At 59.6% G+C, this 13,123-nt stretch carries 10 protein-coding genes; all 10 read right to left on the reverse strand.

The annotated features are described in order from the left end of the window. Nucleotides 1–6 precede the first annotated feature (6 nt). Entirely contained in the window at nt 7–1,893 is a 1,887-nt protein-coding gene (locus ACWUI2_RS06720) for a DUF4340 domain-containing protein (RefSeq protein ID WP_486982085.1), read from the reverse strand. A 2-nt stretch (nt 1,894–1,895) separates the two neighbouring features. After that, nucleotides 1,896–3,374 (reverse strand): GldG family protein, encoded by a 1,479-nt coding sequence (locus ACWUI2_RS06725; protein ID WP_486982086.1) that lies wholly within the window; start codon nt 3,372–3,374, stop codon nt 1,896–1,898. A 4-nt stretch (nt 3,375–3,378) separates the two neighbouring features. Continuing rightward, nucleotides 3,379–4,140, reverse strand: a complete 762-nt coding sequence (locus ACWUI2_RS06730) for an ABC transporter permease (protein WP_486982087.1) — start codon at nt 4,138–4,140, stop codon at nt 3,379–3,381. A 49-nt stretch (nt 4,141–4,189) separates the two neighbouring features. Further along, on the reverse strand, nt 4,190–5,230 hold the full coding sequence (locus ACWUI2_RS06735; protein WP_486982088.1) for an ABC transporter ATP-binding protein: 1,041 nt from the start codon (nt 5,228–5,230) through the stop codon (nt 4,190–4,192). Between the two features lie 272 nt (nt 5,231–5,502). Further along, complete coding sequence (gene ligD / locus ACWUI2_RS06740; protein WP_486982089.1) at nt 5,503–7,134, reverse strand: non-homologous end-joining DNA ligase; 1,632 nt, start codon at nt 7,132–7,134, stop codon at nt 5,503–5,505. 149 nt (nt 7,135–7,283) lie between these two features. Beyond that, nucleotides 7,284–8,120, reverse strand: a complete 837-nt coding sequence (gene ku / locus ACWUI2_RS06745; protein ID WP_486982090.1) for a non-homologous end joining protein Ku — start codon at nt 8,118–8,120, stop codon at nt 7,284–7,286. 3 nt (nt 8,121–8,123) lie between these two features. After that, complete coding sequence (locus tag ACWUI2_RS06750; protein ID WP_486982091.1) at nt 8,124–8,249, reverse strand: hypothetical protein; 126 nt, start codon at nt 8,247–8,249, stop codon at nt 8,124–8,126. A gap of 1,046 nt (nt 8,250–9,295) precedes the next feature. Further along, a complete protein-coding gene (locus ACWUI2_RS06755; RefSeq protein ID WP_486981276.1) occupies nt 9,296–10,432 on the reverse strand; it encodes an IS110 family RNA-guided transposase in 1,137 nt (378 codons plus the stop codon). A 218-nt stretch (nt 10,433–10,650) separates the two neighbouring features. Further along, nucleotides 10,651–12,249 carry a transposase gene (locus ACWUI2_RS06760; RefSeq protein WP_486982092.1) on the reverse strand — a complete coding sequence of 533 codons (1,599 nt, stop codon included), beginning with the start codon at nt 12,247–12,249 and terminating at the stop codon, nt 10,651–10,653. A gap of 189 nt (nt 12,250–12,438) precedes the next feature. Continuing rightward, a complete protein-coding gene (locus ACWUI2_RS06765) occupies nt 12,439–13,104 on the reverse strand; it encodes a hypothetical protein (RefSeq protein WP_486982093.1) in 666 nt (221 codons plus the stop codon). Nucleotides 13,105–13,123 lie beyond the last annotated feature (19 nt).

Raw genomic sequence — 13,123 nt, forward strand, 5'->3', positions numbered from 1 at the left:
GCGGCGTCAATCGTTGTTCGAGGACAACGTCACGTCCTCACTCGCCGGTTCCTTTTGCGGCTCGTTTTTCGGCCGTTCGAAAAGGAGCGGAGTGAGAGCGTCGATCAGGTCCTGGCGGAGAGAGAAGACGACGTTCAATTGACGGGAACCGCCGAGGACGGTCTGGCCGCCGAGCCGGTTGGTGAGGAGGAGGTCGAGGCTGGAGCGCCGGGGGGATTCTCCGCCGACCAGGAGGAGATCGGCTTCGAGACGGTAGCTGAATTCGATGGCTCGCCCGTTCATTTCGATGATCGGGGAAAAGTCGTCGCCGATGTAGCGGTCGACCCGGAGATTACGAAGCTCCGGCAGCAAGGCGAGCACCGCTTTTTGTTCGGACTCGGACAACGGGGCGATGGCGGTTTGCCAGTCGGATTCGCCGGACGGCAGAGCCGTTTCGAAGACTACGTCTCTTGTCTTGAGATCGCGGATACGAATGGATGTGATGGTGGAACCGGCGGGTTGGGGGAGGAGAAGGCGGTCGCGGAAATGTTCGGTGCTGGAGGGGATTTCCCGCAGGATCGAGGCGTCAACGGTATGGACGAAACGGGAGCGTTCCAGTTTGGCGTAAACGGCGGTGCCTTGGGAATCGGGGACGTGTCCTCCGAGGAGGAGGGTGACGCCGCCAGTGCCGCCCAAGGTGATGACCCGCTGCGGTTCGTCGAATCCGAAACGGATCAAATCACCGTCGGAGGGAGCGTCGTTTTCGAACCGGAGAACATAGGTTTCGTCGAGCACGGTGAGGAGGCGTTCGATCAGTTGGGTATCCGCTGGAAGGATACGGACGGACTGGTCGGCGTAGCGGCTGACGATCTGCCAGTCGCCGGTCTCGAGTTTTTGGAGAAGGACTTCGCCGCTGCCGGATGCTTTGACGTTGATCGACGAGATTTCGGCGCGGTCGAATTGGAGGAGTTTCCGGTCGCGCAGGAGGTCCTGGGCGTTTTCGAGAATTTGGAGCGGCTCGGTGTTGAGGGTGAAGATGGTTGGGTTGTCGGCGAGTTTGGCGAACGAGCGACCGGAGGCGCCTGGGACGGGATTACCGACCAGGAGGGTTTCGCGGCGGGAGTTGCCGTCGAGGGTGATCCGCATCCGCGGGTTTTCGAGTCCGATTTCGGAGGCGTTGGCGTTTGGTTCGAAACGGCTGATGCGAAGGCCGTTGAGGCGGCCGACGACCGACTCGACCGCTTTCGCGTCGGCGCGGGTTTGGAACGGGGTTTCGAAGGCCCAGCGGTTTTCGTCGCGGGCGAGACGGATTTTGCTATGTGAGCCGAGTTGGAGGTTGAGGGAGCGGACCTCGAAGAGCGGGATGTGGAAGATGGTTTCGCTCTGGAGTTCGTTGAGTTGGACGGAAAGGGTTTGGGCGAATTCGCTGTGGACGACGTGGATCCATTCGCCGGACGGGTCGAGGATGTAGAGACGGTTGCCGATGTCGGTCGGGGCGCCGACGCGGATCTCGTGGCGTTGGCTGCCGCGGCCGAAGATCAGGACGGCCTGGGGGTCTTCGAGGCCGTAGTGGGCGAGGTCCTGGGAGTTGCGGCCGAGGTCGCTGGTGCGGAAGCTCGTCTTTTTTTCGAGGAACTCCAGTTGCTGGAGGATGCGGTTGACGGCGAAGAAATTGGCGGGCCAGTTGAGGGGGGCCTTGATGTTCCATTTGCCGGCTTCGAGGCGGAGGACGCGGGGCTCGTTGTCGCCGAGGCGGATCTCGAGGTAGTCGAGATTGGTCGCTTCCGGGCCGAAGATCTTGCGGGTGTTTTCGCGGGCGGCGCGGTCGGGATGACCGCTGTGGTTGAGGAAAAGGATGAATCCGAAAAGGACCAGATTGGCCGCCACCAAGGCGATGGTGATTCGAGTGCGCATGATTATTTTCTCCGTATCCAGTAAACAACGATTCCGCAAAGGGCGGCGGCGCCCGGGAAGAGGGCGAGCAAGGAGAGCCGCAGGCGGGTCGTTTCCTGTTGGCTGAGGACGAGTTGGATCGAGTCGACCGGGCGGGGCGGGATGTTGACCACGGCGTCGCGGTCGGTCGCCCAGTTGATGGTGTTGAGGAAAAGGGTGAGGTTGCCGAGGGCCCCGATCCGGTTGTTGGTGATGAAGTCGGCGGTGCCGAAGACGATCAGTCGGCCTCCCGGGATGTTGATGGCCATCTGGGAGGAGACGGTCCGTTCGGAAACGGTCGCGATGCTGAGGGGGCCGGGGATGTCGACGCCCTCGTCGAAGCGGGCCTCGCCGGGACGGTTGTAGCTGCGTTCGCCCCAGCTCGCCTCGGAGGTGCCGATCAACGGTTGGACCTGGAGGGCGTCGGTGATCGGGCGGCCCGGATCGGGGCGGACGGAGCGGCAGAGGCCGACCATGACCGGGATCTGGTTGTCGATCAAGGTGCGGGTGATCGGGTGGTCGCCGAAACGGCGCAGGAGAAGATCGCCGCCGGTGGCGAGGAAGTCGGGGCCGGAGTCGAGAATGACGACGTCGTCGACCATGATGCCCCAGTCGAAGAAAAGATCTTCCATCCCGTGGGGACGGCCCGGCTCCAGCATGATGAGGAGGCGGCCGGCCTGGTTGGAAAGATATTGGCGGAGCACCTCCTCCTCTTGCGGGAGGATGGGCCCTTGGGGGGCGATGATCAGGACCATGTCGGCGTCGTCGGGGACCCGGGAGACGGTGCTGAGGTCGAGGGTGCGGAGGTTGAAATTGCGGTAGCGTAAGGCGTCGCCGAGTTGGGAAAGCCCCCGGACGGAGTCGACGTTGGAGGTCCGCATTTGGCCGTGGCCGGTGACGAAGTAGAGTTGTTTTTGTTCGTCGCTGGAGACGTCGAGGATGGCGCCGGTGAAGACCTTTTCGCCCTGGAAGTGTTTCCGTTCGCGGCCCTTGGTCAGATACAAGTCGTTGGGGAAAACGATTCGCCGTTCGTTGCCGGAGACGAGGAGGACGATGTCGGATTCCTGGACCCCATAGCGTTCGGCGAGGAGGCTGGCTTTGCCGCGCTGTTGGTAGATGTTGACGAATTCGACCTCGATTCGCCCGTGGGGCGAGGAACGGGTGGCGTATTCATATTCTCGCAACAACCCCCGGACATCGCGGAAGAGACCGCCCATGTCTTTGTCGTCGTGGTCGTCGGTGATGGTGACGTAGATCTTGACCGAACGCTCCAGTTGGCCGAGGTAGGCCATGGTTTCGGGGGAAAGCGAGAAACGGTGTTGCCGGGTGAGGTCGGTGCGTTGGAAGTATTGGGAGGCGAGGTAATTGGCGCCGACGAAAAGGAGCAGGAAAAGAACGACCTGGACGGCGAAATTGGAGCTGGCGACCCAGCGGGCGTATTTGAAATCGGTGAGATTGGCCATGCGTTTAGCTTCTCCAAATTTTGCTGTCGATGGTGAGCGTGCTCAGGGCGATGAAGAGCGCGCTGCTGCTCAAGTAGAAGAAAATCGGGCGGGTGTCGATGACGCCCCGGCTGAAATCCTCCACGTGCTGGAAGACCTGAAGGTAATCGATCCAGGCCTTCGAGAGCGGAAGGTATTGGGGACCGACGGTTGCGAAGTCGGCCAGGTAACGGCTGCCGACGATCAGGCCGAAGAGGAGGGAAAACGAGAGGATGCCGGCGACCAGTTGGTTGCGGGTCACCGAGCTGGCGAAAATCCCGATGGCGATGAAGAGCAGTCCGCTCAGGATGACGAAGAGGTAGCCGCCGAGGAGCGGGGCGAATTCGACAAGGCGGGCGTCGTTGGTGAAGCGGAACAACATCAGGTTGAACCCGATCGTCAGGACCCAGAAGGTCATGTAAAGGAGGTAGGAGGCGAAAAACTTGGCTGCGACCACCTCCATCGGCGAGACCGGGGCGGTCAGGAGCGTTTCGAGGGTGCCCTGCCGTTTTTCTTCGGCGAAGCTTTTCATGGTCAGCAGAGGGACCATGAAAAAGACCGGGAGCCAGAAGAGTTGGAAGAAGATGACCATCGGCAAGTCTTCCTGGGCGGTCGTCTTGAACGATTCGACCACGCTTTGGAAGATGAACCCCATCACCAGCAAAAACAGGAAGGCGGCCACGTAGGTGGCGGGGGCCAGGCAAAGGTTTTTGAGCTCGTGCCGTATCAGTGTGAAAAAATGCCTCATTTGGTGGATGATTTGGCGTTACAAAATGAAAGAACCGTTGCGGCGGGCGTCAATTGTCGGCTTTTCGGTCGTTTGGCCGGTCGTTTTTTGGTTCGGAGCCGATCGGCATCAATACCTCCCAACTGCGGCGGGTGGCGGCCATGAAAACTTCTTCGAGAGTCGGCTTGATCCGGTGGACGGACCGAAGGGAAAGATCGGGCTGGCGGATCAGGGTCTTTAGCAAATCCTCGCCGACTTCCACGCCATGGGGGCAACTGAGGGTGACGGTGCGAAACCCGTCGACGGTCCCGTTGGCGCTGGCCTCGATCTTCAGTTCGGGGTGGGCCTCGCCGACGGCGGCGGCGATCCGGTCCTCGGGGCCGCGGACCTCCAATTGGTAGGTGTTTTGGTTGATGAATTCCTGACGCAACCGTTCGGGGGTGTCGGCGGCGACGATCCGGCCGCTGTTGATGATGATCACCCGGTCGCAGGTCATTTCGATCTCGGGGAGGATGTGGCTGGAAATGATGATGCTCATCCGCCCCCGCAGGCTGGCGATCAGGTCGCGGATCAAGACGATCTGGTGGGGGTCGAGTCCGATGGTCGGTTCGTCCATGATGATGACCCGCGGTTCGGCGATGATCGAATCGGCGATGCCGACCCGTTGGCGGTAACCTTTGGACAACGCCCCGATGATCCGGGTGCGGGCGCGGGTGAGGTCACACATCTCCATAACCTCATCCATCCGCGATTTCAACCGCTGGCGGCCGAGTCCCTTCAGTTTGCCCCGGAGGCGGAGGTATTCCCCGACCCGCATTTCCTCCGGCAGCGGGTTGTTCTCCGGCATGTAGCCGATCAATTTGTGGACCTGACGGGTTTCGGTGGCGACGCAGTGGCCGCAGATGCTGGCCCGGCCGGAGGTGGCGGGGACGAAACCGGTAAGGATCCGCATCGTGGTGCTCTTGCCCGCCCCGTTCGGACCGAGAAACCCGATGATTTCCCCCTTTGCCACAGAAAAGGTAACCTCGTTGACGGCGGTGACGCCGGCATAGGCCTTGACGAGTTTTTCCACTTGGATGGTGGTTTCTGGCACTTCTGAAACTTCTGGCACGGTGATCGATTCCTCAAAAACGGGTGAACTCCCCTTTAGTGATAACGAATCCCGTTTTGGTTCCAGCCTTTTATGAAAGAACCGCTTGATTTACGGTATTTTTTGGCGTCGTGACCGAGGTCCGACCCTTTGAATTGGAGTTGGCTACGTTCGATTACGGGTCTCGGGGCCGGGCTCCCTGTTTTCGGGTTGGCTGGCCGCTCGACAACAGCGTCAGCGCGACGACGCGCGAGTGAGTTGCCGACTCGGCTGGTTCGGTTGAGGAAACGAAGTCATTCCCGGCGGACCTCGCGCGGGGATTTGTCGTCGCGGAAGGCGATGAAAACCGGGTGGCGGATCGATTCGTCGGAAGTCCATTCGGAGAAGCGGACCTGGCAGACCAATCGCGGCTTCAGCCAGACGCAACGCTTCATCTCGGAGGCGGTCAGGCCGGTGCCGAAGGAACTCCGGCGGGGGGCGGGGAGATTGACGAACGGAGGCTCGGCGGTGCGGAGCGGTTGGAAGGTGTCGAAGGCCTTTTGCAAGGAACGCTCGTCGAAACCGGTCCCGGCGCGGCCGACGTAGTGGAGTTGTTTCCCTTTGTAAACGCCGAGCAGCAGGGAGCCGAAGTGGGAGCGGCTTCCTTTGGGTTCGGTGTAACCGCCGACCACGAATTCCTGCTCGTGGTGAAGTTTGATCTTGAGCCAGGAACGGGAGCGGCGGCCGACCTGGTAGCGGGAACCGGCCTCCTTCGCGATCAGCCCCTCAAGTCCGACCTCGCGGGCATGGGCGAGCAACGCCTCGGGGTCGGTGTCGATGCCGGCGGAAAAACGGAGCGGGTAGGGGACGCCGTCGAGCAACTCCCGGAGGAGTTCCTTGCGTTGTTCCAGCGGAAGGCCGGTGGTGTCGCGGCCGTCGAGATGAAGCAGGTCGAAAAAATAGCCATACAAGGGCGGGGCGTCCGGACCGCCGGGGCGACCGCGGTTTTGGAGGAGTTGGAAGGAGGAAAGGCCTGATTCGAGGAGGGCGACCACCTCGCCGTCGAGCACCGCCCGGTCGACCGGCAACGCGGCGACGGCGTCGCGGATATCGGTAAAGTCTGCGGAAATCTCCTTGTGGTTGCGGCTGTAAAGGGTGGTTTCGCCGCCCTCTTTGATCGCAATCATCCGGTAGCCGTCGAATTTGATCTCGTAAATCCAGTCGCCGCGTGTGGGAAGCCCTTGGCTGAGATGGGGTTTCATCGGGGAAACGAAACCGGGTGCGGCGGAAGGGAGGTCGGCGAGGGAAGGGTGGTTTTCGAATTTGGATCGGACCGAGCCGGCAGCCGAACCGGCCGACGCCGTCCGGCCTTCGGCGATCTCGGCGAGGCTGCGGCCCGAGGCGACGGAGCGGTCGTCTTCCTCGGGGGTGATTTTGTGTTCGTTCGCCTTACCCTTGAGCAGAAGCCAATGTTCCTTATCGTTCCCGGAGCGGGTGCGGGTGAGGATCCAATCGCCCGTCAGTTTCTCCCCGGCGAAGACGAGGGAAAGGCGCCCCTTTTCGAGAGCGGCGGCCGGGTCGTTTTCCCGCACCTCGTAAAGACCGCGGTCCCAGAGCATCACGGTCCCGGCGCCGTAGTTGCCGGGCGGAATCGTTCCCTCGAAATCGGCGTAATCGAGCGGGTGGTCCTCGACCTTGATCGCGAGATGTTTGGCGCCATGCTCCATCGGGATCCCCTTGGGGACCGCCCAGGAGGCGAGGGCGCCGTTTATTTCGAGTCGGAGATCGTAATGGAGCCGGGTGGCGTCGTGTTTCTGGATGACGAACAGACGGCCCTTGGCGGATTTCTTTCGGATGGACTCGGAGGATGTGGCTCGCCGCCATTTCGGTTCCGGAGACGAGCGAAAATTCCTTTTGGCCTGGTAGGACGTTTGCTTCGGAGCCATGGAAAAAAGGATTCAACCACTAATAAACACTAATGAACACTAATGAAGAGCTGGTTCTGCCGTTTCACCGGAACTGCTTGGACAGGAAACATTTTATTAGTGTCCATTAGTGTCCATTAGTGTTTATTAGTGGTTAAAAAATTAGAGCCTCAGGCCGTTTTGCGTTTGCGCGGAGCGGACCGTTTTTTGGGAGCGGATTTATTCCCGCTTCCTTTCTTGGCACTGGCCAGACTCTCCTGGAGGACCTTGACCAAATCGACCACGTCGGTGGTCGGACGGCGGCCCTTGGACGGGATCGCGGCGTGGTCTCCTCCGGCGGCCTTTTCTTCGACCAGTTCCAGGATGGCGGTCTTGTAGTCGTCGGTGTAACGCTCGGGTTCCCAGTCGACGGTCAAGCTGTCGACGAGGGCCTTGGCCGTGTCGATCTCCTTCTTCGCGACTTTTTGTTCGCGCGGAAGGTTGAGTCCGCCGGCCCCGACCAGTTCGTCGGCGAAGTGGAGTAGTTCGAGGATGAGGAGTTCATCCTTTGGTTTGACGGCGGCCAAATATTCCCGGGTTTTGATCACCACCTTGGCGATGCCGATTTTGTGGGTGTCCTTCAAGGTGTCGCGCAGGAGGACATAGGCTTTTTCGCCTCCCTTCTGCGGTTCGAGGTAATACGGTTTCTGGAAAAACATCGGGTCGATCTGTTCCAATTCGACGAAGTCGAGAATATCGACCGTTTGGGTGGCGGCCACGTCGACCTTCTCGAAATCCTCGTCCTTGAGGACGACGAATCTGCCCTTTTCGTATTCGAACCCCTTGACGATTTGATCGTAAGGCACCTCTTCGCCGTCGGCCTCGGCGACCCGTTTGTATTGGATCGGGCTAAGATCCTTTTCCCGCAATTGCCGGAATTTCAGGTCCTCCCTCCGGGTGGCCGAGTAAAGGGCGACCGGAATGTTGACCAACCCGAAACTCACGGAACCTTTCCATACGGCACGCATGGTTCAAAGATAACGGAGATTCGCCCGATTTTCAAAGTGGCGGAGGCGTCCCCCCGCGTCCCGGGCCGAGCTCCGGACTTGTAGCATCCCGGCTTTCGCCGGATGACCGTCGCGGGAGGGGAAATTCATCGAGTGAAAACGCGATGCTACGCGGCCAAGCTCCGGGCTTGTAGCATCCCGGCTTTCGCCGGATGACCGCCGCGGCGAGGGAATTCATCGAGTGAAAACTCGATCCTACGGGCCGAGCTTCGGGCTTGTAGCATCCCGGCTTTCGTCGGATGACCGTCGCGGGAAGGGAACCCATCGAGTGAAAACTCGATGCTACGAGCCGAGCTCCGGGCTTGTAGCATCCCGGCTTTCGCCGGATGACCGCCGCGGCGAGGGAATTCATCGAGTGAAAACTCGATCCTACGGGCCGAGCTCCGGACTTGTAGCATCCCGGCTTTCGCCGGATGACCGTCGCGGGAAGGAAAAATTCATCGAGTGAAAAAAACGCGATGCTACGAGGCCAAGCTCCGGGCTTGTAGCATCCCGGCTTTCGCCGGATGACCGTCGCGGGAGGGAAAAATTCATCGAGTGAAAACTCGATGCTACGCGGCCAAGCTCCGGGCTTGTAGCATCCCGGCTTTCGCCGGATGACCGCCGCGGCGAGGGAATTCATCGAGTGGAAACTCGATCCTACGGGCCGGGCTCCGGACTTGTAGCATCCCGGCTTTCGCCGGATGACCGTCGCGGTGAGGGAATTCATCGAGTAAAAACTCGATGCTGCTATGAGGGTTTCGTGACAAGCGGAAAATGAAACCGTTGTTTGATTTATTTTTCTTAGGACATTCTTAAGATCTGCTTTCTTACCTTAGTTCCCCTAGCGGGGGTTTGGGGGCGGCAATGAGCCCCAATCTTTTGGCCTTTGGAGTTGCCCCCGGAAAGGAATGTCTCTCGTCCCCGGTCCCCTCGAACTGGCCGGGGGGACAAACTGCTATCCGCGCGTGCCTTAGAGGCAGCGCATTATAATTTATGCGACCCCCGGCGAGGCCGGAGGAAAAGAGGGACGGAGCAAGCGGCACAATCTACAGGAACGGATGAAAGTCCAAGCATCGAAACGTGCGCGCTCCACTCCGAAATCGGGTTCGCTTCAGGCAAAAAGATCAAAGAACAAAAAGGGAAGTTGGTTGCCCTCAGCCGACTGCAACCTCGGGCATCCTCAGGCCGAGCTTCTCAGGCGTGGTTTGACCGGTGGCCAACCGCCACAGATCGATGGCGAGCTTGCGGGCGGCCGCGACCGCGATCTTGCGCCGAGACCGGCCGCTGACAAGCTTCTCGACCAACTCGCGCACGGGCGGGTAATCGGGTTGCCATCGCACCATGCGCCAGACCGCTTCGATTAACAGGGCGCGTATTCGCGGATTGCCGTGCTTGTTTATACTCAGATCCCGGGAGGATCCTCCGCTTTGGTGAACCCCGGCACATAATCCGACGAAGCCGGCCACTTGACGCCGGTTCTTAAACCGTCCCCAGTCGCAGATCTCCCGCAGGAGCATCACCCAGGTCAGGGCTCCGATTCCGACCGGCAGAGGCTGTTTAACCTCCTCGACCAGTTCCTTTTTGATGGCCCTTTCCTTCTCGTCGAGCTTCAGCAGAATCTCACGCATTACCTCAAGTTGCTGGACCAGATACTCGGGTAATTCGAGACAGAGATCCTTCCATTTGCGCGGCCCCCACCAACGGCCTTTCACGTGGAATCCCTGCGCCAGCAACGCGCTTCGACCACGTGCCTCCCATCCACTCCGGCTCTTCTTGATCTGATCGCGCAGACGTGATCTCGCCCGCGCCTGTTCTTCCTCCTGGCTTGGCACACGAATGACCGTGAAGGCCTTCTTGTTGCCTCGCAAATAGCGGTCGAGTTGGTCGACCAGCCCCCGCGCATCAAGGTTATCCGTCTTTTGGTTGCGTCCGCCCGCCAGGCTCACCGGGGCAACCACGAAAACGGTGGCTCCCAATTCGGTGAGCTGGCGGTATAATCCATAGCCGCAAGGACCAGCCTCATAACAGGCATAAACCTTCAGGTCGGCGGCCACTAACTTGCCAACGAGGCGAACCAGTTCCTCGTGCTTCAAGCGCAACGGGCGTTGCGGCAAGCTGCCGTCCACCTGTAGGCAAGCCACGCCATCGCGGGCATGAAGATCGATCCCGAGCTTGACCTCCTGCCCATTGGACGAGACGATTCCGTTAATCAATTTGGAGAAGTTATTTTTCGATTGGTTATTCATATCGGGCGACATGTTGGAGAATTCTTTCCCACTTGTCGCCCTCATGTTATCTAGATTCCATCCGAAAAGGGTTTTTACGAGCGGCGATTGTTTGATTGAAGATGGATGTTTGGTGGATGGGTGGAATCCGGCACCCCCAAAGGCAGTAACCAAACAGTGAATACGGTCCGAATCGTCGTTTTGGAACCAAATTGAGCAGGATCGGTACAGGACCGATCCTCCGTCTTCGACGTTCTTTGTTTGGAATGACGGGGGGACCTCGCTCAAGCGACTTGGCACCGTCGTTTTCGCTTTCGCAGCAGGATCGTCCGACACGCATTGTAGGCCAGGCACTTCTCCAAAAATTCCTCGCGGGCTGCCGCAATGCCTGTCCGGCTGAGTTGGCCGAAGTCGAAGCCATACTTCAGGCAAAACATTAAAGACTCCACGGCCGAACGGCCGGCCCGGGCCAGGCGATACTCCTCCCCGTCCCAGTCCTCGCCAAGGAGCTTCTTTCCCTTCGATCCACTGATGCTGACGATCTCCACTCCCAACTCCCTGACCCGATCATGGCCCTCCCGCGAAGAATAGCCGTCGTCCACGCTGGTCAGGTGCGGTATGACTCCAGTGTTGGCGATCGCTCTTTCCACCATCGGCACCAGGTTGGAGGAATCGGAGGTGTTGCCTGAATCGACCTTCAGCGCGACGACATATCCATTGGCGCTTCGGGCCAATTGCGGCTTGTAGCCGATGACCGGCTGGCGACCTCCCTTTTGGATGTAAGCCGCCGAGCGGTCGTGAACGCTCAAGACGCGCTCGGTCGAAGGAAAGGTTTTTTCTTCGAAAATGCGTTGGCGCATTTGTTCGAGCGACTTCGTGGCGAGGTGCAGACTCTCGACAAACAGATCGACACGCGCTTTGGCCTGTTGGCGCAAGCTGGGCAGGATCCGCCCGTTGTCGAGTCGTTCGTTCCAGCTTGCCTCCACGCGCTTGAACTCGTTATCCGCATGGCAAAGAAGTTTGGCCGCCAACTCAATGAACTCCCGGCAAAACTTCTGGAACTTCTTCTTTTTCTTAGCGTTAAGATTGATTTGAAAAGGCTTTTTCGAGAGCTCTTCGAGGTAGCTCTCCATGCGTCCCGGGCGGATATTTGCCAAACCGAAAAGCTCGAACTTGCGGCCGATCTCATAAAGGCGCCGGGCCAGGACGAAGATGGTCTTGGCATCGGTCGGCCAGCACGAATTGGCCTTGGTCGCGGTACTATCGATCAGGACCTGATCGAAGCTGTCGAGCTCTTCCCGGCTGGCCCGGTTTAACTGGGCGGAAAGGATCGCCTCACGCGTTTCAAGGCTGATCGCATTGAGCAACTCGCTCATGGTCGAACGCCCCGGCAGGCTCAGCCCGCGTCCGACCAGAAAAGCTTCCAGGCTTTTGGACTCGCCCATGAAATCCAGCGCTTCCTTGTTGGTGCAGGAGCCGTGATAGCCGCGCGTCAACAGCAAAACCCCCGCTACCGCGCCAGGCATCCGTGGCCGCCCTTGTTCGAGCACCTCCAGTTTACCCGGCAGTTTCCGGCCCTTGGCATCGAAGCGTGGCGGCGGAAAACTCTCGGGAAGGTTTTCGAGCCCGGCCAACGCACCGTTTTGGCTCTGGAGAAAAAGACGGTCGGCCCGCCGGAGCTTCTTTTTCTCCAAGCCGTGCCGGTCGAGATCGGCCTCGATTTTCACCACCAAATCGCGCCTCGAATCGAATAAATCGGCACTTTCGGCCAAGAACTCGCTGAAATCCGTGCTCGCGGCGTAATAAAAGTTATTGAAACAGGGCGTGAAATGTGCAGGATTGCCGTTGGCCTCAGTTGTTGAACTATGGTTAGGTTTAGTCATTTAACCACAACAGCTTGAGGCCGCTTGTATTTTAAGCTTAAATACGGTTAATATTCCCGTTTTCCTGGCCGATTTTCGATAGCCAATCACCTTTTCGGACACGCTCTATCTACGGGCCGAGAGAAAACCCATCGAGTGAAAACTCGATCCTACGGGCCGAGAGAAAACCCATCGAGTGAAAACTCGATCCTACGCGGAGACTTCGGCCGCTTCGAGGAAGCGGGGCCAGTCGGTGTCGGTGATGATGCGGCAAGTGTTGATCAGGTCTTGAAGGAGACGGGGGATCAATTCCGCATGGCTCGATTTGCCGGGCGAAGGAAGGATCAGGCACTTTTCGGCGACCGCAAGGCGGAGGGCGGTCGGAATGAGGCGGATTTCGTTCGGCGCCAACGGGGTTTCCTCCTGGTAGGCGCGGAGGAATTGCTGGAACTCCTGCGGACGGCGGGGAGCACGGGAAACCAACAGCCACTCCCGGGTGACGGCGGCGATCCGGAGGCGCAGCCGGAGATGTTTGCCGTTCGGTAAAAACGGCAGCGACCGCGGCACGATGCGGTCCAGATCGCGGCAGGCATAGCGCAATTGATCAAAGAGAAGACCGGCCGCCTCGTCCTCGTCGTGGTCGATGATCTCGCAAAGGTGGCCGAGCGCTTGATAAAGCAACTGCAGGCGTTCCGCGCGGTAGTCGTGGGTCGGACGCAGTTCTGCGGGACCGTGGGCGACCGCCGCGGAACGGCCGAACCACGCGGGATCGAGCTCCGGGGGCCGGTAAATTGAGTTCGCGGGACGGGAATCGCCTCCCCGGACAACGGAGGTCCGGGCGGAGGACGGTTTCGTTCTTATTTGGTGATCCGGCATAGAGTTTCGGAGAGAAGTC

This window comes from Verruconatronum alginivorum (assembly GCF_056590205.1).